Source organism: Flavobacterium aquicola (assembly GCF_003385115.1).
GTDB lineage: Bacteria > Bacteroidota > Bacteroidia > Flavobacteriales > Flavobacteriaceae > Flavobacterium > Flavobacterium aquicola.
The window spans coordinates 134,078-158,054 of the sequence record NZ_QUNI01000010.1 but is presented as its reverse complement, the minus strand read 5'-3'; the positions used below and the strand labels follow the sequence as shown (position 1 = coordinate 158,054).

Genomic DNA, 23,977 nt, shown 5'->3' with positions numbered 1-23,977 from the left:
AGAGCAATCTGTAAAACAAAGTAAAAATGAAAAATTTTATTATCATAGCCGTTTCAGTTTTGTCCGCTAATGCTTTTAGCCAAAAGAAAACTGAAAATTCACAGACAATTTCCGAACAGGATACCATTATCAGCGTCGTTAATATAATTAAATTTAAAGGTGCCAAAAAACCTGCTTACTTTATAAATGGAGAACTTGTTAATCAAAGTGTTTCAAAATTTTTAGATCCAAATAAAATTGAAAGCATCAACGTTGAAAAAGAAGATATTGTAATCGAAAACACTAAATATTCCGGCAAAATTACAATTGAAACAAAAAACAACTACAAGCCTAACTTAATCTCCTTAAATGAATTAAGAAAAAGATACACAACCTTAGAAGAAAGCTCGGTAATTTTTCAAATTGATAACGAAATAGCTGATGGTGACTACAATAAGTACGTAATAGACAAAAATTATATTTTGAAAATAACTATCAATAAACTTGAAAACCCTAACCTGACCGTCATAAAAGTAATCAGTAAATCGGAAGAAAACATCAAGAAATCAAACGAAATAATAATCCGAGGAGATACTCACTAAACTAAAATGAACCATCAAGAAATTAAGTCTATTAAGCTTAATGATGCTTAATTCCTTAATGGTTAAAAAAAAACTTTTATTTAAAATTCGGATTTGTTTTTGCCAGCGTTTTATAGCGCATCATAGCCTCTACCAAATAATAATCACCGTATGAAAGCGGCGTATCTATTTCAGTTTTATTAGGCATATTCCCTACTCCGTGTTTTAGCAAAAAACCGCCATTTGTACCCACAGCTGCAATATATTCTGGTGTCAGCAGATTTGACAAAATCGTTTTGGCAGTATCATAATAACGGATTCCTTCTTTTTTATCTGCGTAGCCGCCTAACTCCAATAAAGCAGAAGCAATCAATGAAGCAGCAGAAGAATCACGCAGTGCATTAGGAATATTAGGTGCATTAAAATCCCAATACGGAATTTTGTCAGCAGGTAAATTTGGGTGATTTAAAATATAGTCAGCAATATGTTTGGCATGATTTAAATACTTGACATCCTTTGTTTCTCGGTACATTACAACATACCCGTACAATCCCCAGGCTTGGCCTCTCGCCCAAGATGAATCATCGGCAGCTCCTTGATTAGTGATTTGTTTCGTTACTTTACCCGTTTCATTATTGTAAACTACCTCATGATAGGAACTATAATCTTTTCTGAAATGATTTACCATCGTTTTATCGGCATGCTGAACGGCAATTTTATAATACGTACTGTCTCCGCTGTGCTTTGTCGCCCAGAATAAAAGCTCCAAGTTCATCATATTATCAATAATTACAGGAGATTCATCTTTGGCAGCGTGATTCCAAGGTGCAGGATCCCATGATTTGATACAGCCTGTTATCGGATTAAAACGGCTTGCCAATGATTTGGCACTGTTCATTAAAATCGTTTCGTATTCTTTACTCGGATTTAATCGCTGTGCGTTTCCAAAACTGCAGAACATCATAAAACCTAAATCGTGCGTAGTAGTATTGAATTGTTCTTTTTTCAAGTCTTCTAATACTTTAAACGCTTCTTTTTTTAATTCGGGAGATCCTTTCGCTTCGTCCAGATACAGCAGAGTTCCAGGATAAAAACCGCTGCACCACCAGCCAGAATCAGATGTTTCCAATTCGTTTTTATCTGCAAAATAAGTTTTAGGATATTTCCCAACACTAACTTGTTTGCTCAAATAAGCATATTGCTGTACTGCCGTTTGCAAAGCGGCATTTATTTTTTCTTCTAAATTTTGTTTTCGAAAACCTGCTGCGACAAAAAACACAGCGGCCAATAATAACAAATAATACTTTTTCATAAGGTTATTTAATTTTAGGTAATTTTTTTAATTCAATAACTCGCACAGCTTGAGGTTCTGCCTCTGCTAATCCTTCCCCATCTGCCTGACTTACATTTTGAGAAAATATATGCAGTTCTCCTTTATCTTTCCACAATTGTTTATCCAAGTTAGGTTCCCATTGGCCTACCGAATAATCTGTAATATCAGCAAGTTTCCATTGTTTTTTATCCAAATTGGCACTAGCCAAAGTAATCTTGTCAGCTCTTTCCTCATCTCTAAAAAGCAGATAGAGCATTGATCTGCTTACCAGAATTTCAGGGCGGGAAATCGGAATTTTTTTTGTTCCTCCGCCACCTAAATTAAATGGTTTGTTATGAAAATCAGTATCAATTTTATTCCATTTTCCCTTCCCCAGATACACCACCTTATATTGTGGCACGTCGCTGTCATCCCAATAACTTGCAATATACGGATTTCCTTCCGTATCGACAGTCATAGCCGTTTGATTGATTAAACTGCTCTTTTGAGGAACTTTCCAGGCAATTTCGGCAGTAGATTTGGTTATCGGCAGACGGTATTTCTCTCCTGTTGATTTTTGCCACGTTTGTCCGCCGTCTGCCGAAAAAGCATAGCAAATATCATTATTAGTCGATACATCCCAGCTCTCCCGCCAAACCCATGACATATAAATTCCTTTTTTATCTACACAGATTTGCCAATAGGCACTTCGCTGGTTTTCGCCGTCAATCAGATTATGCTGCAGAGAAGTCCATTTTTGAGTCTTCACATTATACAATTTCATAATCATATTTCCTCTTCCTGAAGCACCCGATCGATAACAAAACAGCAATTTCCCATTAGGCAGATTATGGAATTCAGGGTAAGTCACTTTTGTTTCGTCATTACCGGTCATCGATTGTTCCTCTCCTAATTCTAAACTAAAAGGCTTTTTACTTTTAGCATAACGCAGCCGGGTATCATGCTGATCCCAGCTTACATGCAGGTATCCATCACTATCTATGGCGATACTGATACTATTGTGTGCGTCCTTTACATTACCGCTGTAAGGAGTAATTACTTTTTGCCAATCATTGGAATCCAGTTTTCGCTTTGCCAAAACCATCTTCCCATCAGGATTATAATATGAGGCATACTGCCAATTTCTAACTGTGGTCAAAGCACTGTTCCTAAAAATAACTGTATTGACAGAATTGCTGCTCCAGCCTAAACCAATCTCACTTTCATTCGTCCGCAGCTGTGCCGTCGAATAAACTGAAAATAAAACCATCAGCCCTACATAACTTTGAGAAACGATCCCTTTCCTACTAAGCTTCTTTATTAAATAATCAAACATGTAAATTTATTTTTTGATAAAACGATGATTAATGAGCAGACACAGACAGCCAAACAGAAGCTGTACACCTGTAAAATAGTAACAGACCTACCTATTATACCCCCAAGTATTACCATTATACCCCCTACACCTACCCAAAAAGGTAAGACAGCCCCTGAAAAAACCCCCTAATACTCCCTTTTATACCCCCTAGACCTCCCTAAAAAGATAAGACAGCTCCTAAAAACACCCCCTAATACCCCTCTTTTAGGGAGCAATACTATCTGTTTTGAGTAGCACTACTGCTATAAATAGGGAGATTACCTCCCATTTATAGTAAATATAGCGCTAATTTAATTATTTGAAGGCTAATAATTGTAAATACAACATTTATTAAATCCATCAGCTATCCTTAAAATAAAACTGCTTAAGATCTAAACAATAGAAACATTATTTTACTACTTTAGGAGTATATAAAAAGAATGATGAATAGAATTATCAAGACACCGCTTTTTGGAACAATCCTTTTTTTAGGCTTGTCCATCAATTGTTTTTCTCAGGAAAGTGTAGCATTCCTATTGTGGACTCAGATTCCGGGATCTATTAAAAACGATTCTTATAAAGAAGAACCCAGACTGGACAGTCAAGGGAACCGTACAGGAATTCTGAAAGTCATAAAACCAACTCTGATGCCTTTTTTGGTCCCAAATACTTCAGACAAAAATGCTGCAGTTGTAATTTGCCCTGGTGGCGGCTACGGTGTTTTGGCTATTGACAAAGAAGGAATCAATATTGCAAAATGGTTTAATTCAATAGGGATTTCGGCTTTTGTACTCAAATACCGTCTGCCTTCGGATGATATAATGACAGACAAAACCGTTGGTCCGCTCCAAGATGCGCAGGAAGCAATTAGAACATTACGCCGAAATGCCTCCAAATGGAATTTAGACAGTAATAAAATTGGAATCATGGGATTTTCGGCAGGAGGTCATTTGGCATCAACTGCGTCAACTCATTATTTAGATAAAGTATATGACAGCAAAGATGATGTTAGTGCACGTCCAGATTTTTCCCTGCTTATCTATCCTGTAATCTCCATGGAAGATGGAATCACCCATAATGGTTCCAAAGAGAATCTTTTAGGGAAAAATGCTTCTGCCGATTTAATTGCAAAATATTCGAATGAAAAGAGAGTGAACGAAAACACACCTCCTGCTTTTTTAATCCACGCCACCGATGATCAGGCAGTTCCTGTAGAAAACAGCATAAATTATTATTTGGCTTTGAAAAAAAATAAAGTTGCGTCCGAAATGCATTTGTATCAAAATGGAGGCCACGGTTTTGGATTAGGCGTACAAGGAACAAATACTGATTGGCCAGCTGCCTGCAAAAGTTGGTTAATTGCTAATAAAATAATCAGTAATCTAAAAAAAGAATAAATAATTATCTGCTATTCTTTATTTTTACTGTCAATTACAATGGTAACGGGACCGTCATTGAGTAATGCTACTTTCATATCGGCACCAAAAATACCGGTTTGTACTTTTTTGCCCAGTTCCTTTTCCATTTGAACAACAAAATTCTCATACATCGGAATGGCAATTTCTGGTTTTGATGCTTTTAAGTACGATGGGCGGTTTCCTTTTTTGGTCGAAGCATGAAGCGTAAATTGTGAAACCACAATTATATCCCCTTTTATATCTTTTACCGAAAGGTTCATGACATCATTTTCATCACCAAAAATACGGAGATTGGTTATTTTTTGGCAGAGCCAATTGGTATCTTCCTGTGCATCGGCATCTTCAATTCCTACCAGAACGAGCAGTCCTTTTTGAATATCGGCGATTTTATTTCCTTCTACAGTCACAGAGGCTGAGGAAACTCTTTGAATAACTGTCTTCATAATTTCAACTATAACAAAAAGATGCACTGCAGTGCATCTCTACGATTATCATATTTTTATGCGAATAATCACAATCAATCGTCAACAATAAACAATTAACCATCAACAATTACTCCCTGGTTTTATCACTTGCTTTTCGGTCTTCGTCATAAGTATCAGTACGGTAATGTTCATCATCACCTTCAAGGATTTTAAGATAGCTGTTGTAACGCGACCAAGCGATTTCGTCATTATCCAGAGCTGCTTTTATGGCGCAGTGCGGTTCTTCTTTGTGAAGGCAGTTATTAAATTTACATTGGTCTTTGAGCCTAAAAAACTCTGGAAAATAACCGCTGATTTCTGACGGATCCATATCGACCATACCAAAACCTTTGATTCCAGGAGTATCTATAATTCTCGCTCCAAAAGACAAATCATACATCTCGGCAAAAGTCGTTGTATGCTGTCCCTGTTTGCTGGCTTCGGAAATTGTTTTGGTCTTTAAATGCAGAGACGGTTCCATTGCATTCACCAAAGTAGATTTCCCCACACCTGAATGTCCCGAAAACATGCTAACTTTTCCTTTCATTAATTCCTTCAATGCATCGATTCCCTTCCTCTCTGCAGCCGAAACTCTCAAACATTGGTATCCTATTTCCTGATACACATGCTGCATGTACAATTGCTCATCAAGTGTTACCTCATCCAAAGTATCAATTTTATTGAAAACTAAAATAGCCTCGATACCATAAGCTTCGGCAGTTACCAAAAAACGATCAATAAAATTAAAAGTAGTTGGAGGATTGTTTACTGTTACTAACAAAAATACGCGGTCAATATTGGAAGCAATAATGTGCATTTGATGCGATAAATTCACTGCTTTACGAACGATGTAATTTTTTCTTTCGTGAATGTGATGAATCGTTCCTGTAACAGCATCAGATGTTTCTTCAAGTTCATAATCAACAATATCGCCCACAGCTATTGGATTGGTACTTTTAATTCCTTTTATGCGGAATTTCCCTTTCATACGGCATTCTATAAAATCACCTGCTTCAGATTTTACGGTGTACCAGCTTCCTGTAGATTTGTAAACGAGTCCTGTCATTTTTTATATTTACGATAGTAGAAATTTGATTTATGATAACTCATTCAGCATAAACCAATTCTTTTGCAAAGGTAATTCTTTGTTTTATGTTTAAAGTTTAAAAGTTTAAAGTTTTTAACCTTCTCATAAAAAAAACTCCCAATTAGTAGGTTACCAATTGGGAGTAATTCAAAATTAACTATTGTTCTTTTCTAAAAATACCGATTATGAATTCAATACTTTTTCTTGGTGACCAATACTTTCTTGGTGAATATCTTTGAATAATCTTACGATAAATTCTTCAGTCAATCCTTTTTTAGCACCTTCAGCAATCATTTTTTCCTGGATTTCGTTCCAGCGGTTGTTTTGAAGAATCGCTACGTTATTGTCTTTTTTCACTTGACCAATTTCGTCAGCAACTTTCATTCTTTTTCCTAATAAGTCTAACAAATTAGCATCTAAAACGTCGATATTAGCTCTCAATTTTGTCATTTGCTGATTAAAATCATTGTCACCGCTCACTTTTCTCACTTTCAAATCTTTGAAAATTTGTTTCAAAGCATCTGGAGTTACTTGCTGCGCAGCATCCGACCAAGCATTATCTGGATCATTATGCGTTTCGATAATCATACCATCATAATTCAAATCCAAAGCTTCCTGCGTTACTTCAAGGATCATCTCACGGTTTCCTGTGATGTGTGATGGATCGATGATTAATGGTAAATCAGGGAATTTATTTTGCAATTCGATAGCAATCTGCCATTCTGGAATGTTTCTGTATTTTGTTTTTTCGTAAGTAGAAAAACCTCTGTGGATAACTCCTAATTTTTTGATTCCAGCAGCATATAAACGCTCAACACCACCTAACCATAAAGCCATATCTGGATTTACAGGGTTTTTAATCAATACAATTTTATCAGTTCCTGCCAATGTATCAGCAATCTCCTGAACCGCAAATGGATTTGCAGTTGTACGAGCACCAACCCATAAAACATCAATATCATTTTCTAAAGCTAATTTACAGTGAGCTGCAGTAGCAACCTCAGTTCCCATAAGTAAACCTGTTTCAGCTTTAGCTTTTTTAAGCCATTTCAATCCAATTTCTCCAACACCTTCAAATCCTCCTGGACGAGTTCTTGGTTTCCAGATACCAGCTCTAAAAACACTAACATCTGAGTTTTTCAATTCATGAGCAATTTTCAAAACCTGCTCTTCAGTTTCAGCACTACAAGGTCCTGCAATTACGAATGGATGAGACAATTTGAATTCGTTCAACCAATCTCTCATTTCTTTCTTGTTTTCCATCTTTTCTAGTTTTATTCTTTTAATTTAATTATTAGTTTTTCTTTTTTATCTTTTATTCCCTCCGTAATGCGGTGCTATTTCTTAGCATTCATCCCGTTTAATATTTCTCTTATTTTATTTACACTCTGCATTTCATCAAAAATCGCTTCGTACTCATCATTTACCAAAAGCTCTTTAAAATTAGACAAATTTGCGATATATTCTTCTAATGTCTTGACTACCTGCTTTTTATTCTGCTTAAAAATTGGTGTCCACATAGCCGGCGAACTTTTGGCCAATCGAACGGTGCTTTCAAAACCGGAACCTGCCATGTCAAAAATATCCTGCTCGTCCTTTTCTTTATTGATTACCGTTTTCCCGAGCATAAACGAACTGATGTGTGATAAATGTGACACATAAGCAATATGTTTATCATGCGATTTCGGATCCATATAACGGATTCTCATTCCGATACTTTTAAACAACTCCAATGCTTTTTCCTGCAGTTTGAATGTCGTTTTCTCTACTTCGCAGATGATATTCGTTTTCCCTTCAAACAAGCCTTTGATCGCTGCCGAAGGCCCTGAAAACTCCGTTCCCGCAATTGGATGTGCCGCAACAAAATTTCTTCTTTTCGGATGATTGGCAACCGCTTCACAAATCGGCATTTTGGTCGAACCTACATCAAAAACAATAGTTTGTTCTCCCGCAGCATCCAGTACTTTTGGCAAAACTGTCATCGCAACATCTACAGGCACCGAAACAATCACAAAATCAGCAGTTTTCAAATCCTCAAAATTGGATTCTTTATCAATCACTCCCAAAGCAATTGCCTCCTGAACGTGATTCTCGTTTGTATCAATACCGTGAATAACCGCTTCAGGATACAGTCCCTTGATGTCCAGCACCATCGAACCTCCAATCAATCCTATTCCTATTACGTGTACATTCATTTTTTTAATTTTTTGGAGCTATTTCCTGCTATCCGCTGTATCTTTTATGGTGAACCCCACCATAAAAGGATGCCGCTGCTATCAGGGCTAGGGTTCCTGTTTTCTCAACAACTTTATATTTTCAAGTTTGATTATGTCATTCCGACGAAGGAGGAATCTTCGTTGGTTATTCACGTTGCGGAGATTCCTCCTTCGTCGGAATGACAAACTGTGACAAAAATCTTAATACTCTAATCCTAAAATCTATCTATCGCTTCCTGAACTTTCTCTTCTTTCACACAAAGTGCAAATCGAATATATCCTTCTCCATTATTTCCGAAAATAGTTCCCGGCGTGATAAAAATAGATTTCTCATATAATATTTTATCAATAAAATCCTCAGAAGATTCGATTCCTTCCGGCAGTTTTGCCCAGACAAACAATCCAACACCTTCTTTATAAACTTTGCAGCCTAATTTTTCGGCCAATTGTTCTGTCAGAACTCTTCGTTTGCGATAGATTTTATTCATATCTTCAAACCAAGATTTGTCACTATTCAATGCTGTAACAGCTCCTTTTTGAATTCCGTAGAACATACCGCTGTCCATGTTGCTTTTTACTTTTAGAACGGCATCTATCAATGCTGCACTTCCTAAAACCATTCCGACTCTCCAGCCTGCCATATTGAAAGTTTTACTCAAAGAGTTCAGCTCTAATGCTACATCTTTGGCTCCTTCAACCTGCAGTAAACTCATTGGTTTATCATTCAAAACAAAACTGTACGGATTGTCATTAATCAATAATATGTTGTGCTTTTTGGCAAATGCTACTAGTTTTGCAAACAATTCCAGACTGCCTCTAGCACCTGTTGGCATGTGAGGATATCCAAGCCACATGATTTTTACTTTTGACAAATCTAATTTCTCTAAAGCGTCAAAATCAGGTTCCCAATTATTAGCTTCTTTCAAATCATAATAAACCGGCACAGCTCCAACAAGATTTGTCACCGAAGTATAAGTAGGATAACCCGGATTTGGAATCAAAACATGGTCTCCTTCGTTTAGAAAAGCCATAGAAATATGCATTATTCCTTCTTTGGAACCAATCAATGGCAAAATCTCAACAGCTGGATCTAAGGCAACTCCATAATTATTCTGGTAAAAATCGGCCATTCCTTTTCTAAGTTCCGGCAGTCCCTGATAACTTTGATACTGATGCGCATTTTCGTCCTGCATTGCATTTACAACAGCGTCAATAACCGCCTGTGATGGTTTTAAATCCGGACTTCCAATTCCCATATTGATAATTGGTTTTCCTTCTGAGGCTAATTGTCTCACTTCTCTCAATTTTGATGAGAAGTAATATTCTTCAACTACATTTAAACGTTTTGCTAGTGTAATCATATTTTTAGGCTTTAGGCTTTAAGCTGTATGCTTTAAGCTTTTACTCTTTTTTACTTTTAAACTTTTTACTTTCGACTTAATTACGGTTTGGTATTTTTGTATTCTCCCAAAACTTTTAAATACTCCGCCATAATTTCTAATAACGATTTGGCTTTGGCAAAATCTTCATACTTTTCAAAAGTTACATCTACGAAAAACGAATATTTCCAAGGTGTTTCAATTTTTGGCAGCGACTGGATTTTAGTCAGATTCAATTTGCAGTCACTCATTACATTCAAAACTGCTGCCAGACTGCCACGTTTGTGATCCAGTTCAAATTTTATCGAAGCCCTGTTTATTTCATTTTCAGCAACAAAATGATTTTCTCTGTTGATAATCACAAAACGGGTCATGTTATTATTTATCGTCTGAATTTCGGGAGCCAGAATTTCTAAATCATACATTTCGGCAGCTGTTTTACTTGCGATTGCCGCAATTCCTTTCAGCTGATTTTCGTGTATTCTTCTTGCTGTTTCAGCAGTATCTTTGTCTTCAACCAGTTTTATGTTTGGGTATTTTTTCAAAAACTCCATACATTGCAATAAAGCCATCGGATGTGAATGCACTTCCTGAATATCTTCTATTTTCTGGCCTTTTAGTGCCATTAAATTTTGATGAATACTTAAATAATGCTCGCCAATGATGTGCAGATTATTTTTATCAATCAATGCGTAATTTGGAATTATCGGTCCAGCAATGGAATTCTCAATGGCCATTACCGCCTGATCTGATTTTCCAGATAACAAACTGGCAACCAATTCCTCAAAAGACATGCATTCGTCAACACTTACTTTACTGTCATAATATTCCTTAACCACTTGATGGTGGAAAGATCCTTTAATTCCTTGTATTGCAATTTTCGTTTTCATTAGGTCAAAAAAAAATCCTGATTTTCATCAGGATTGTATATTATTTTTATTTGTTTCTTATTCTTCAAATAACCATAGCACAATCCCTTACTTCCTAAAGAAGAAATAAAAAGAGTTGCTAAAATAAAAACGGTTACTAGACATTATTGTTGTGTTTCAATTATTTTATGCAAATGTATAACATATTTTGGCTCGCCCAAAATAAAAATAATATTTTGTATAACAAAAAAAGATTTCTTTGTGAAACTACTTTTAAAATTACTATTTGATAAAAAAGAAGCTTTTTAAGGGATTAAAATTAATGATTTCAAAACAAAAAAAGGAATTTTGAATTTCATGTTTAATCAAAAGCTTTACTTTTTGGCATATTCTTTTCAAAAATTCATTAAAAATTGCTTCTCGTTTAGCCTAAAGCTGCTTCTGACCGCGTGAGTGATAGAAGCTGGCTACCGAAGTAGCGCGGATAGCACGACGCCGTTGAGTAAAGGGGCGAATACGCGGCACTCAGCATTAAGCCCCTTTACTCAACGGGGTCACGCCCAAATTGAATTTATATATTGTTACTATGAAATGCTCTGTGAAATCCATTTCTTCCCTTCGGAGATTCGGGCGACCATCATCGAACAGACCAAATCGCCATTGGCATTCAGCAGTGTTGCGATTGGATCTACTAAGGTTCCGATAATCATTGCTGCCGGCAGGGCTTGTTCCATTGGAAAGCCGTAAACGGTAATGGCGAGAATTTCTCCTATATAACCACCGTTTGGAATGCCGCCTTCGACTACAGATACTATTATTGTGATTCCGATTGCGGTTAATAAGGTATAGGGATCGGTAAAATCTTTTCCGAATAAGGCAAAAAGAACCGCGATTTTCACAATCGATGACATGCTCGAACCGTCTTTGTGCAATGGTGCTCCGAGCGGAATTACCAGATTCCGAATGTGGCTTGGGACGTTCATTTGTTCCGCTCCTTCAAGATTGGCGGGAATAGTTGCAATACTGCTGCAAGTTCCTACGGCTGTTAATGCAGGCGTGATATTGTTTTTCCAGAATATCTTGAATCCCAAACTTCCTCCTGCAAAAAAAGCATACAGACTGAAAAATACAATAAAATAGAAAGTGCAGACGGCGTAATAAAGAGCCAAAGGTTTCGCATAAGCGCCAAATAATTGCGGTCCAAAAACTCCAACTTGGTAAGCAAAATAAGCGCCCAAACCTACTGGAGCTGTTTTCATAATGAAATGCAGCAATTGTTTCATCACTTCGTTGCCAGAGTTTAGGAACTTAGCAAAATCTTTTCCTTTTTCGCCTGCTCGTAAGGCTGAAAAACCAATAAGAAAAGAAAATAATATCAGCGCCAGCATATTTTTTCGGGACAAAATCTCGTAGAAATCATTTACTGTCAGCAGCTGTGTGATTTGTGAACCTGTACTGCTTTCCTGTATGGTTTCTATTGCTGTTTTTGAAAGTACTATATCCTGATGAATGGGAAAAATTAAAACACCAATAATCATTACTATTGCAGAAATAATTACGGTTGAGAGAAACACTCCAATTACTATGATGAAAAGTTTTCCAAGTTTTTCGGTTTTTTGCAAATTGGCAATTGATGACGAAATTGTAAAAAACACCAACGGAATAATTGCTGTAAAAAGTAAATTAAGGAATATATCTCCTAATGGTTTTATGACTTCCACTCCATTCCCAAAAACCAAACCTAAAATGCTTCCAGCGGTTATTCCGCCGAGAAGCAGCAGTATACTGCTGTAATTTTTTAAGAAACTGCTTGATTGATTTTCCATATTTATTCAATTGAACCGTAAATATATAAATCTTTAGCGGGACAATTTTAAAATAAAAAGCATCCGTAAAAACGAATGCTTTTTTAAAACTAAACAGAATATAGATTAGAAGTTTTTTGAAAGTCCTATATTGAATGACTGCCCAAAATTGAAATAAAAATTACTATTACCTTCATTATTTTGATCACTCTTTGTGTTTGAATATGTTATTCCGCCAATACCAAAATTTAATCCAAAATTGTTTTTAATATTTAAAAATAAACCGGGTGCAAAACTTGCATATATACCATCAAACGTATTTTTAAAAGTAGCTGGATCAGAAAGATAATTAGTGTAGGTTTCTTTACTGTTCTTGTAACCTGCGCCTAAATCAGCATACAACAAAAACATTTGACTAAGTGATTTTGAATACCTAACAAAAGCTCCAACTGAGTAGTTTTTAGTTATACTTTCCAGATTATTCATTGCATTTTCTGAATAAGTGTGTTCATTTTTAGAAGATGAAAATCCCGCCTCAGCCCCTACTGTCCAATTATCCTTGAACTGATATCCTACTTTTGGAGAAAAATTGAAATTTTTGACCTTGGAGTCACCATCTTGATAAGAATTTTTATCGGACCAAAAACTCATGTTTCCCGATACCAAATACGTTCCCTTCTGAGCATTTGCAAAGCTTACGACAGCCAAAGCAAGAACAAGCAACATTTTTTTCATAGTTTATTTTTTTGATTTGTTAAAAATTAGTAATCCATTAACAAGAACTATGCCAGTGTAATTAGAATACCAATTAAAACATAATTTTTTGCGATTAATGGAGAACTATCTATTTTCTAATTACTTTTGCAGTAAATAAAATTTTATGTCAATAGAAGTAAAAAACATTTCGAAAAGTTATGATACTCAAAAAGCATTAGACAATATTTCTTTTTCTGTAAAAAAAGGAGAAATTGTTGGTTTTCTTGGGCCGAATGGTGCCGGTAAATCGACTTTGATGAAAATTTTGACAACTTATCTTCAAGCCGATTCTGGCGAAGCACTTGTCAATGGATTTGATGTAAACACTCAGGAAAAATCGGTACAGCTTTCTATTGGTTATCTGCCAGAACACAATCCGTTATATTTGGATTTGTATGTGAGAGAATATCTTGCTTTTAACGCCGATGTTTATAAGGTAGAAAAATCAAGAATTGAAGAAGTGATTCAGCTTACAGGTTTACAAACCGAAAGCCATAAAAAAATAGGACAATTGTCTAAAGGTTACCGTCAGCGTGTGGGATTAGCCAACGCGTTGTTACATAATCCTGATGTTTTGATTCTTGACGAACCTACTACCGGATTGGATCCAAACCAATTGGCCGAAATCAGAAGTGTGATTAAAAACGTTGGTAAAGATAAAACCGTTTTCCTTTCGACACATATTATGCAGGAAGTGGAAGCGATTTGTGACCGAGTGATTATTATTGACAAAGGTCATATTGTTGCCGATAAAAAACTAGAAAATTTAATCTCTGCCGATAAAGAACAAGTGATCGAAGTTGAATTTGACAAAGAAGCAGAAGAGGATCTTATTGCTCAGATTCCGCATTTAAAATCTTTTAAAAACACTCAGGGATTTTCTTGGGAACTGACTTTTATTTCCGACAAAGACATGCGCCCAACCGTTTTTGATTTTGCTTACGATAATGGATTGAAAACTTTACAGCTCAACCAAAAGAATAAAAATTTAGAAACTGTGTTTAGGGAAATCACTAAATAGTAAGCAGTTGGCAGATTTTAGTTTGCTGATAAAAGAAAGCTCATTTAATTGATTTTAAACGAGCTTTCTTTTTTATGACTATCCGTAACTCATACCAATAAAGTCTAAATACTGAAAATATACTTTCCTTCTCTGCTCCTTTGCGTGAAATTAGGCTCGCAAAGGCGCAGAGACGCAAAGAGCACATAGGATAAGGTTTGCAACATTGAGCAACTAATTTTTCTCTGAAATGGTACTAGTCACACATAGACATATTCTTTTTTTATTTCACCAATGACCTAATATAAATTGTATATAATAACGATAATACTATTGCCGAAATACGGATGCTGTTTTTTGCAAAACCATTATTAAAATTTAATGACGGCAGATTGGATTTTGTTTTCAGGAAAAAGACAATGAGTTTTTTATAATCTAATAGAATCAGAAATAAAACACCAATGGTTAATACTACAGACTGCATTAAAGCACCAGCATTCATTTGATAAAAAATATTAATCAGAGTCAGATTCGAGAGCAGTGCAAACAAAATTATAGAACCTATAAGCAATGTTCTTCGAAACAATAACAAATAACCGCCAGCTATCTGAATTACCGCAATTATAATTCCAAAAGTATGTGAGTGTCCAAAATAAAACCAAGTCAGCCATTCTCCAGACTGCTGATTCATTGGTAACCTCGCAATTTCTGCTGGAACGACAAATTGAAGTCCGTAAAACTTTTTCCAGCCAAAACTGGCAATATTAAAAGCTATCACATATCGAATGCCACTGTATAAAAAACCATATACTTTTTCAGAATTGATTTTTTCTCTTTTCTCCAGATAATGCCAGATAAGCGGGAATACAACAGCACCCAATAAAGTTAGCGCGACTAAAGGAAAAATAAGTGCTGGCGGCAGGAATGGAATATTACCGCCGTTGCCAAGCATTAGTAATAAAGCAGAAAACACTACACCAAGAATTAATGAAGTGCCGATTTTTTTTGAAATTGAATCTGAAACTTCTGAAGTTGATTGTTCTAACATCGTGATTTTTATTTGAGTTAATAGACAGCAAATTTGGCTCTTAATCAAATATTGAATGTTCCGATGTACCCGTTCGAACGTATTTAAATTTCGTTTTTTTCTAAAATAGTGTTCTTTTTCACAAAATCGGTTGGAGAAAAACCAGTATGCTTTTTGAAAGTGGTATTGAACGTAGTTTTGGAATTAAATCCCGATTCATAAGCGATTCCCAGAATATTTAACTGATTGTATTTTCCGGACAGCAACAGTATTTTTGCTTCTTCTACCCGAAATTTATTTATGAAATTATAAAAATTATCGCCATACAGTTCGTTGATTACAAACGAAGTTTCATTACAGCTGGCATCCATGCTTTGGGCTAATTTGGGCAGACTTAAATCATTTTCCAAATACAGTTTTTCCAAATTCATAAGTAGCTGCAGTTTTTTATCTAATTCATTTAATCGATTTTCTGAAACTCGTTTTGGGTTTTCTTTTTTGTCAATTTTAATGTCGGACAATTCATTTAGTTCTGTTGTATTAAAATCGAAAACTTCTTTTTGCTGCAAAGAAAAGTACGCAAGGAAAAAGATACTCAGCAGATATATGAAAGGTGTAAACTCAATTAAACTGTCTAAATTGAAAAAAATAAGATTGATCCAGGCTGCTACAATTAAAATCAGAACCAATAAAAAATTCTTCAGCCAGAACAAGTCGATCTGCTCGGTTGCTGATGAAAATTGATGTATGTTTTTCAAATGATGCTGCAGTTTTCTAAAAGACAGATACCAGTAAATTACAGCCTGCAGTGGTAATGCTGTCCGCAGAATAAAAAACACAATCCTGCCTGCTTCATAACTGAATTCAATATTTTTTCCAGTAATAAAAAAAGGAAATCTGAAAACCAGAAAAATCACAAAAGGCAGAAAATGCCATAAAATTTTCCTGTCAAATTTTTTCTCAAGTGAAGTAAAATATAAAATACTGATGTAAAGCAAAGGAGCTGTCAGAAACCTCACCAGACCAATCAATTCGAATATTTTAGGATGTTTTATATGGAAATTTTGGTAAAACAAAGGAATTTCAAGCATTGCCAATCCGAGGGTAATGATGAACAATCCCAGATATTTATTTGCTGCAGCATTAATTTTCCGCGGATGAGCAATAAGCAAAAATCCCAGCAGAAAAGCCGCGCCTGATGTAATACCCATTATGTTTGGAAAATTCATCATATTAAAATTCTATTTTTCTTAGGCTTAATTTAAAAAATCAGCAAAAGCCTTTGTATCAAAGTAAAAAGGTCTTATTGCTGTAATTTTTCCAGCTTTTAATTCGAAATGCTCCGAAATGGGCATGCTTATTATTTTCCCTGTCTTTTTGGATGTACATTTGATTGTAAAACGAATAATAACTTGTTCCTTAGAAATATCAGTAAAATAATCTGGTTCTTTTTCGATGACCAGATCATAATAGGATGCTGCTTTTGTAAACATTTTGATCCATTCTTCAAAACCAATATAAGTTCCGCCATAAGCTAAACCTTCAGCCTGATTGTAAACAGCTTTGTCAGCAATAAGCGATGCCATTGTTTTAAAATCCCTGGTTTTAAAAAGGCATTCATAATATTTGGCTACTACTGCTATATTCTCTTTTTCCAGATTATTTAATGCATTAGGATTTGTTTGAGCAGATGTCAAATTGAACAAAAAAAACAGTAATACAAAACTCCAAACTTTTTTCATCTTCTTTTAAAATCAAAATTTATATTACATTTTACTTTTAAAAATGCTGCCTGATTATTGTATTCCTAACTCCAAAATTGTCTCTTGCAGGGACTCAATTGCAATCTTAACATCATTTTCATTCGTTCGCCAATTCACAAACGAAGCGCGGATTCCTTTTCTATTCTGATAAACAGTAGGCGTCATAAACACTTTGCTTTTATCATTAAGATGTGTCAAAAATAAATTTACTTTTTCTTGATTATGGTCTCCAGCCAAAGTAAAGCATACATTGTTGAGACGCGTTGGCGCTAATAATTCGAACTCCTCACTTTGTGATACAAAAGCATCAAACTGAAGTGCCATCTCAATGCTGTTTTCTACAATATCCTGAAACCCCTGTTTCCCATACGCTAAAAGCGAAAACCAGACCGGTAAGGCTTTTAAGCGTCTTGAATTCTCAGGCAGGAAATTCAGGTAATTAAAATTTTCCAGCGGATCTCCCAAATAAGGAGCATTCGAGTTTTGAAACGTTTCTACCTGAAGGTTTTTATGCTGTTCTTTTATCAAATAAAAAGCACTTTCATACGGAACATTCAGCCATTTGTGGCAATCTATCGTGATACTGTCTGCATATTCCCAGCCGTTTACTAAATGCTTGTACTTTGGAGAACAGGCTGCAAAACCGCCAAAAGCAGCATCAATATGCCACCAAAAATTATATTTCTCTTTAAGTTTTGAAATCGCAATAAAATCATCAAAATCGGCTGTATTTACTGTTGCCGCACTTGATATTAGAATAAAAGGCTGACCGTTTAAGTTCTTTATATTCTGCTCTAAATCAGAAATATCAATTGCTTCACGATTGCCTTCAATTGTTTTTATTTTGGTGAAATTCTGGCTTCCGATTCCCAGCATAGCCAGACATTTTATCGAAGAAGAATGAGGTGTCGCAGTTAGAATATTTAGCGGAGCTGTGATTCCTTCTTTTGCAAAATCATGACCTAATTGTTTTCCAAACCATTGTCTCGCTACCGCCAAAGAAGTGAAATTTGACATCGTAGCGCCAGTTACAAATCCGCCCAAAAATGATTTTGGCAGATCCAATAACTGCAGCAAAAAATTAATAGTTTCGAATTCTACCAAAGCCGAAATACCTCCCTGAGCTTTCGTCGCCTGTGCATTTGGATCGTAAATAGTCGTTAACCAATCACCCGCTATAGATGCAGGTGTTGCTCCTCCAGTAACAAAACCCCAATATCGAGGCCCTGCCTGAGAAACCATCAACGGTGCTAAACGCTGCTTGAATACCTCTAGCGCAGCTAATGATCCAATCCCAGAATCATTTAAATTGCCAGTTGTATCAATAGAATTTTGCGTGGAAGTTGGAACAGTATCAATAGAATTCAAAAAATCAATACCGTGCAGTTTTACCTGCTCAAGTATATTCTCTATATCCCGTAAATCTTGCTGTAAAGTCGGATTCATTTTAATTTTTAGTTATAAATTCAATCCGCTAATATAACAAAATCACACAACTTAACTTACAAAAAATATGTCTTTTAGCTAATCATTTACTCCACCTTAAAATCACCTTCCAACCCATTTTCAGCGTGAGAAGCAATCCAAAATTTAAAATCACCCGCTTCTACTTTTAACTCCATTTTATCATTATAAAAAGCTAATTCGGATACAGGAATTGAGAATTGTACTGTTTTAGATTCCTGCGGTTTTAATTCGATCTGCTGAAAATCTTTAAGTTCTCTAATCGGTCTGACAATACTTCCTGTAATATCGCGAACATACAGCTGTACCGTTTCCGTTCCTGTGCGGGTTCCCGTATTGGTAATAACTGCCGAAACCGTTAATTTCTCATCACTCTTAAGCGTCTTTTTTTCAATCTTTAAATTATCATAAGAAAAAGCAGTGTAGCTTAACCCAAATCCAAAAGGAAACTGTGGCTCATAACCAGCATCAAGATAATGAGAATTATTTCCTAACGAACTTTGCCAAGCCTCAATAGGAATATCCTGAATGGCTACAAAAGTTTTTGGATCTGCCGGTCGTCCTGTATTAGGATGATTGTAATAAATTGGAATCTGCCCTACTTCTTTTGGCCAGGTTACAGGCAGTTTTCCTGAAGGATTTACAAGTCCCAGAAGTATATCAGAAATTGCAGACCCAGCCATAGTTCCTGGATGCCAAGCCATAATCAAAGCATTTACTTTTGGCAAAACAGCTCCCAAAGTTATTGGCCGTCCAGACATTAATACTAACACAATCGGCTTTCCTGTTTTTTGCAGTTCTGTTATTAGTTTTTCCTGTAAACCAGGCAGATTAATATTGGCTCTTGAATGTGCTTCGCCAGAAAGAATCGCTTCTTCTCCAGCAAAAAATAAAATTACATCTGATTTTTCGGCTTCTTTTATTGCTGATGCAAACCCTTCTTCTGACAGCGATCTGCTGTGCGAAAGTCCGGCAGCGTAATACACATTATTTTCACCAAAACTATTCTGCAGTGCTTTCAAAGGTGTTTGTGAATCTTCTTTCTTTCCGTCAAAAATCCAAGTCCCTAATTGTTCTCGTGATGCATCTGCCAAAGGTCCGATTACAGCTATCTTTTGATTAGATTTTAATGGCAGCATCTGATTTTCATTTTTTAATAAGACACAGCTTTTACCGGCTGCCGTTCTGGAAGTCTGCAAGGCATCAGCATTTAATAAAGAAAATTTTTCACGGTCTTTAAAGTATGGATTTTCAAAAACTCCGGCTCTAAATTTTATTCGAAGAATATTGCGGACCATGTCGTCTAACTGCTTTTCAGAAATTTTCTTTTCTGCAATAAGGTTTTTTAAATGATTAGCATATGATAAACTGGTCATTTCCATATCAAGCCCAGCAGAAGCTGATTTAAATGCAGCATCTTTTTCATCAGCTGCAAAGCCATGCGGAATCATTTCTGTAGCAGAGTTCCAGTCACTAACTACAAATCCATCGTATTTCCATTCTTCTCTTAGAATTTTTTTTAGCAAAAAAGTATTTCCAGAAGCGGGAACTCCATTAAGATCATTAAAGGAACTCATAAAAGTAGCGGCACCAGCTTTTGCAGCGGCTTCAAAAGGTTTTAAATATACATTTCGAAGTAATGATTCAGACATACTTACGGTATTGTAATCTCTTCCTCCTTCGGCGGCGCCATAAGCGGCAAAGTGTTTTACGCAGGCTAAAATCTGACCAGGAACAGAAGGATCACTTCCTTGAAATCCTTTTACATAAGCCACTCCTAATCTTGATGCCAATAACGGATCTTCACCTGGTGACTCTGCAATTCTTCCCCAACGGGCATCTCTGGCAATATCTACCATTGGAGCGAAAGTCCAATTTATACATCTTGAATAGGATTCATTTGCAGCAATTTTGGACGTTTTCTCAACTAATTCCATGTCCCAGGAAGCTGCTAATCCTAAAGGTATCGGGAAAATTGTTTTATATCCGTGAATAACATCCCTGCCAAATAATAACGGAATATGATTCGGGCTTTCCTCAACAGCAATTTTCTGCAATTCAAGCACTAGACTAGGCTCAGTAAGATTTAAAACCGATCCCACTAAACCTTTTCTAACTTCATTTTTCAATTCTTCGGACAATCCTTTGCTTCGGCTAGAAGTTCCTTTTAAGCAAGCTTGACCAATTTTTTGATCAATGCTCATGCCTTTTATAATTTTATCTATTTTTTTCTCGATTGATTTATTTGGTTCTTGACTATAAGAATTCGAAAATATCCAAAAAGAAACCAATGAATATAAAATTTGTTTTGCAGTTAATGTTTTCAATATAAGAGGTTTTGGTTTAAATATAATAGTGTACAGCAAAAAAAGAAGCCATAAAACTGGCTTCTTTTAAAATATCTCTTTCTTTTATCAAAAAAAAGATAACTTGTAAATGTATATATTTTTTAACTAAATCTCTCTTACAAATCTGCTGTTTTTTAAAATATTCGTTATATAATTCACTAAAGACCATCAAATTATTTATGTAATTCCAAAGTCTCGAACAGGCCTAATACTGAAAATTAACTTTTCGGTAAAGGTGCTCCAACGGCAATATCACAGCGGTGTCCTGCTTGTCCGTGTGGCGGATTCATTCCCTCGGGAGTTTCAGTATTTGTTGCACTTGTAGATAATAATGCAGGAACAGGCTGCTGTACAGTAATATTTTTACTTATCTCACCCGAAGATGGCGGAGATGTCGTAGCAGTTGTTGCTGTTGTAGCTGGTTTTGAATTTAATGGTGCTCCCACCGGAATATCGCAGCGATGATTTGGCTGTCCGTGAGGAGGATTCATCCCTTTTGGTGTTTTTGCAGCGACAGATTGTGTTATAGTCTGCATTTGTGGCTGCACCTGTACCTGATTGGTCTGCGGAGCTGCCGTCCCGTTAACTGGAGAATTCAATGGAGCTCCCACTGGAATATCACAACGGTGATTTGGCTGTCCGTGTGCCGGATTCACACCAGCTGCCACTGACGAAGTTCCAACAGCGTTATTTTCGTGAAATAAATTATGTTGCGACGGAGCAGTCTGCTGATTAGTCTGTGCTGCTACAGCAGTTTGCTGTGTAAATGGCGTAATTACTTTTGGAATAGATTTATCCTTTTCCTCATCATTATTTTTACAAGATGTTATTGTAATTGCTGCCGCTAAAAAAGTATAGTAAATAGGTTTCATTGGGGAAAATCTATGATAATAAAATCAAATATAGTATTTTAATGTGACGCTCCAAAATTAGTCATTGAACTGTTCTTAAATTCCAAATAACTGCTAAAAAAACTATTCTCTGCTTCCGGCGATGATCGTTCAATTGCTCTCGCGATTGCCTTTCTTTTTTTCTAAGCAAAGATTTAGTGAAGAGCAGAACTTCTATATCCAATTATTTACAGCTTCAAAAAATAATTATTATCCTCAAACCAGTCTGTTAATCGTTGTGGCCATGTTTTCAAAGCATTGGTTTTAGCTCTTTTTCCCATGTTAAAAGCATGTCCTCCTTTGGAATACAGATGCATTTCTACAGATACATTTGCTTTACGATAGGCATTCAGGAGCTCTACAATTGGTGAAGAACAGCAGAGATCATCGTTCGCCGCACACAAGAATGCAGGAGGCGCATCGGACCTGATTTCTTTAGGAATAAATAATGGACCGGGATATATCAATATTTGAAAATTGGGCTGTGCATCCTGTTTGTCGACTGCATCCGAACCGTTTTCTAAAATGTTTTTAGAATCATAAGCGACCATGGCTACTACTTCCCCTCCAGCAGAAAATCCCATTGCGCCTATTCGGGCTGGATCTATTTTAAATTCACCCGCTTTGTTTCTTATTAAACGCATCGCTCTTTCCACATCCTGTTTGACGTGAGTTTCTAATTTATATTGCGATCCAGCTTCTCTTGCTAAACGATATTTAAGGACAAAAGCTGTTATCCCAATACTAGTAAAATACGTTGCAGCATCTTTCCCTTCGGAGTTGAAAACCAGATTTTCATGACCTCCGCCTGGACAAATCAGGACTGCCATGCCATTCGGTTTTTCTGGAAAATAAGCCGTTATCGATGGATTATGAATGTTTCTTACCCACCAGTCTTTTGCTTGTTCCGGCTCATTTTTACGGTTTTCAAAACCTGGAGCTCCATTTTCCCATAGAAAAATTTTCACGCCATTTTCCTGTGCAGATCCTTTATTACAGATAGTTAAAAAAAACAAACAGATATACAGTTTCAGCATTGTTTTCATTCAAGACTTTTTAAAAAATAATAGTTCCTAAATATACTACAAAACATTTATAATTTACTCTATGCTAATTATTTCGATAATTCTTTTGACACCTTTTTAAATCTTAATAGAAAGTTGTGTCTGTATTCTTTTATTTTAAGATATAAAAAAAATACTCAATCGGTTAAAAATAACCAATCGAGTATAATTTGAAATTAATAATATCCTTTATTTAAAAAACCTGGCTCGCTATCTGTCTGATATTTTCAGATTTCCCCATTGAATAATAATGTAAAAAAGGAACACCGGCCGCTTTCAGTTCGATAGACTGCTGAATAGCCCATTCGATTCCTACTTGACGGATTTCGGCATTGTTCTTACATTTATCAACAGCATTTATCAAATCTTCTGGTAAATCTATTCTAAAAATCTGAGGTAAAATCTGCAGATGTTTTTGCACCGCAATAGGCTTGATTCCTGGAATGATAGGAACGGTTATTCCCATTTCTCTTGCTTTTTTTACAAATTCGAAATATTTAGAATTGTCAAAAAACATTTGAGTCACCACATAATCGGCACCTGCATCTACTTTTTCTTTTAAACGCTTCAAGTCGGTCTGCAACGAAGGTGATTCCAAATGTTTTTCAGGATAGCCAGCAACACCAATGCAAAAATCAGCTTTGTTATCAACGTCCATAACATCGTGCAGATATTTTCCGCAATTCAGCTGATTGATTTGAGCAACTAAATCCACAGCATAATTATTTCCTCCTGCTTTTGGTACAAAGGACTGTTCATCTTTCATTGCATCGCCACGAAGTGCCATTACATTATGGATTCCAAGATAATGACAATCTACGAGCATATATTCAGTTTCCTCTTTGGTAAAACCACCGCAAAGCAAATGCGGTACGGTATCCACTTGGTATTTATGCTTAATCGAAGCACAAATCCCCAAAGTTCCCGGACGCATTCTAGTCAGTTTTTTGTCCAACAAACCGTTTCCTTTATCAATGTAAATGTACTCCTCACGCGAAGTTGTCACATCAATAAACGGCGGTTTGAATTCCATCAGCGGATCGATATTGTCGTACAATTCCTGAATGCTCTTACCTTTTTGAGGCGGAATAATTTCGAAAGAGAATAGTGTTTCTCCCTTGGCATTTTCTATATGTTCTGTTACTTTCATTCTTTATTAGTTGATCGTTGATGGTTGATGGTTGATGGTTTTGAGCCG

The 23,977-nt window shown here is 36.0% G+C and carries 21 protein-coding genes; 3 read left to right on the top strand and 18 right to left on the bottom strand.

Annotation, left to right across the window (positions count from 1 at the left end; all coding sequences use genetic code 11):
• Nucleotides 1–26: 26 nt before the first annotated feature.
• Nucleotides 27–581, top strand: a complete 555-nt coding sequence (locus C8P67_RS16285) for a hypothetical protein (protein ID WP_115814238.1) — start codon at nt 27–29, stop codon at nt 579–581.
• 76 nt (nt 582–657) lie between these two features.
• Here C8P67_RS16285 and C8P67_RS16280 read toward each other — a convergent pair whose 3' ends face one another.
• Together C8P67_RS16280 and C8P67_RS16275 are read right to left on the bottom strand one after the other, a co-directional pair.
• Complete coding sequence (locus C8P67_RS16280) at nt 658–1,872, bottom strand: glycoside hydrolase family 88 protein (RefSeq protein WP_115814237.1); 1,215 nt, start codon at nt 1,870–1,872, stop codon at nt 658–660.
• 4 nt (nt 1,873–1,876) lie between these two features.
• Entirely contained in the window at nt 1,877–3,208 is a 1,332-nt protein-coding gene (locus C8P67_RS16275; RefSeq protein ID WP_115814236.1) for a BNR repeat-containing protein, read from the bottom strand.
• 461 nt (nt 3,209–3,669) lie between these two features.
• Here C8P67_RS16275 and C8P67_RS16270 point away from each other — a divergent pair, with 461 nt between their 5' ends.
• A complete protein-coding gene (locus tag C8P67_RS16270; RefSeq protein ID WP_245980481.1) occupies nt 3,670–4,626 on the top strand; it encodes an alpha/beta hydrolase in 957 nt (318 codons plus the stop codon).
• Nucleotides 4,627–4,637: 11 nt separating this feature from the next.
• Here C8P67_RS16270 and dtd read toward each other — a convergent pair whose 3' ends face one another.
• The 8 genes from dtd to C8P67_RS16230 form a co-directional block, all read right to left on the bottom strand.
• Nucleotides 4,638–5,090, bottom strand: a complete 453-nt coding sequence (dtd, locus tag C8P67_RS16265; RefSeq protein ID WP_115814234.1) for a D-aminoacyl-tRNA deacylase — start codon at nt 5,088–5,090, stop codon at nt 4,638–4,640.
• A gap of 109 nt (nt 5,091–5,199) precedes the next feature.
• Nucleotides 5,200–6,177, bottom strand: a complete 978-nt coding sequence (rsgA, locus tag C8P67_RS16260) for a ribosome small subunit-dependent GTPase A (RefSeq protein ID WP_115814233.1) — start codon at nt 6,175–6,177, stop codon at nt 5,200–5,202.
• Nucleotides 6,178–6,381: 204 nt separating this feature from the next.
• The gene (locus C8P67_RS16255; RefSeq protein WP_115814232.1) at nt 6,382–7,461 is read right to left on the bottom strand and encodes a bifunctional 3-deoxy-7-phosphoheptulonate synthase/chorismate mutase type II; all 1,080 of its coding nucleotides are present in this window, start codon (nt 7,459–7,461) and stop codon (nt 6,382–6,384) included.
• A 74-nt stretch (nt 7,462–7,535) separates the two neighbouring features.
• Nucleotides 7,536–8,393 (bottom strand): prephenate dehydrogenase, encoded by an 858-nt coding sequence (locus tag C8P67_RS16250; RefSeq protein WP_115814231.1) that lies wholly within the window; start codon nt 8,391–8,393, stop codon nt 7,536–7,538.
• 236 nt (nt 8,394–8,629) lie between these two features.
• A complete protein-coding gene (locus C8P67_RS16245; RefSeq protein ID WP_115814230.1) occupies nt 8,630–9,775 on the bottom strand; it encodes a pyridoxal phosphate-dependent aminotransferase in 1,146 nt (381 codons plus the stop codon).
• 80 nt (nt 9,776–9,855) lie between these two features.
• Nucleotides 9,856–10,683 (bottom strand): prephenate dehydratase, encoded by an 828-nt coding sequence (locus C8P67_RS16240; protein ID WP_115814229.1) that lies wholly within the window; start codon nt 10,681–10,683, stop codon nt 9,856–9,858.
• Nucleotides 10,684–11,246: 563 nt separating this feature from the next.
• Nucleotides 11,247–12,488: a dicarboxylate/amino acid:cation symporter gene (locus C8P67_RS16235; RefSeq protein WP_115814228.1), complete on the bottom strand. Its 1,242-nt coding sequence runs from the start codon at nt 12,486–12,488 to the stop codon at nt 11,247–11,249.
• Between the two features lie 105 nt (nt 12,489–12,593).
• Nucleotides 12,594–13,202 (bottom strand): outer membrane beta-barrel protein, encoded by a 609-nt coding sequence (locus tag C8P67_RS16230; protein ID WP_115814227.1) that lies wholly within the window; start codon nt 13,200–13,202, stop codon nt 12,594–12,596.
• A gap of 145 nt (nt 13,203–13,347) precedes the next feature.
• Here C8P67_RS16230 and gldA point away from each other — a divergent pair, with 145 nt between their 5' ends.
• A complete protein-coding gene (gldA, locus tag C8P67_RS16225; protein ID WP_115814226.1) occupies nt 13,348–14,244 on the top strand; it encodes a gliding motility-associated ABC transporter ATP-binding subunit GldA in 897 nt (298 codons plus the stop codon).
• Nucleotides 14,245–14,506: 262 nt separating this feature from the next.
• Here gldA and C8P67_RS16220 read toward each other — a convergent pair whose 3' ends face one another.
• The 8 genes from C8P67_RS16220 to metF all read right to left on the bottom strand — a co-directional run bounded on the left by C8P67_RS16220 (nt 14,507) and on the right by metF (nt 23,929).
• Nucleotides 14,507–15,271, bottom strand: coding sequence for a hypothetical protein (locus tag C8P67_RS16220; RefSeq protein WP_115814225.1), 765 nt, complete (start codon nt 15,269–15,271; stop codon nt 14,507–14,509).
• An 83-nt stretch (nt 15,272–15,354) separates the two neighbouring features.
• A complete protein-coding gene (locus C8P67_RS16215) occupies nt 15,355–16,482 on the bottom strand; it encodes a helix-turn-helix domain-containing protein (RefSeq protein ID WP_115814224.1) in 1,128 nt (375 codons plus the stop codon).
• Nucleotides 16,483–16,506: 24 nt separating this feature from the next.
• The gene (locus tag C8P67_RS16210; protein ID WP_115814223.1) at nt 16,507–16,992 is read right to left on the bottom strand and encodes a nuclear transport factor 2 family protein; all 486 of its coding nucleotides are present in this window, start codon (nt 16,990–16,992) and stop codon (nt 16,507–16,509) included.
• A 54-nt stretch (nt 16,993–17,046) separates the two neighbouring features.
• Complete coding sequence (locus tag C8P67_RS16205; protein ID WP_115814222.1) at nt 17,047–18,459, bottom strand: pyridoxal phosphate-dependent decarboxylase family protein; 1,413 nt, start codon at nt 18,457–18,459, stop codon at nt 17,047–17,049.
• A gap of 86 nt (nt 18,460–18,545) precedes the next feature.
• Nucleotides 18,546–20,804, bottom strand: a complete 2,259-nt coding sequence (locus C8P67_RS16200) for a glycoside hydrolase family 3 N-terminal domain-containing protein (protein ID WP_115814221.1) — start codon at nt 20,802–20,804, stop codon at nt 18,546–18,548.
• 239 nt (nt 20,805–21,043) lie between these two features.
• The gene (locus tag C8P67_RS16195; protein ID WP_115814220.1) at nt 21,044–21,697 is read right to left on the bottom strand and encodes a hypothetical protein; all 654 of its coding nucleotides are present in this window, start codon (nt 21,695–21,697) and stop codon (nt 21,044–21,046) included.
• Between the two features lie 206 nt (nt 21,698–21,903).
• On the bottom strand, nt 21,904–22,761 hold the full coding sequence (locus C8P67_RS16190) for an alpha/beta hydrolase (protein ID WP_115814219.1): 858 nt from the start codon (nt 22,759–22,761) through the stop codon (nt 21,904–21,906).
• Nucleotides 22,762–22,972: 211 nt separating this feature from the next.
• Nucleotides 22,973–23,929 carry a methylenetetrahydrofolate reductase [NAD(P)H] gene (metF, locus tag C8P67_RS16185; protein ID WP_115814218.1) on the bottom strand — a complete coding sequence of 319 codons (957 nt, stop codon included), beginning with the start codon at nt 23,927–23,929 and terminating at the stop codon, nt 22,973–22,975.
• Nucleotides 23,930–23,977: the final 48 nt, after the last annotated feature.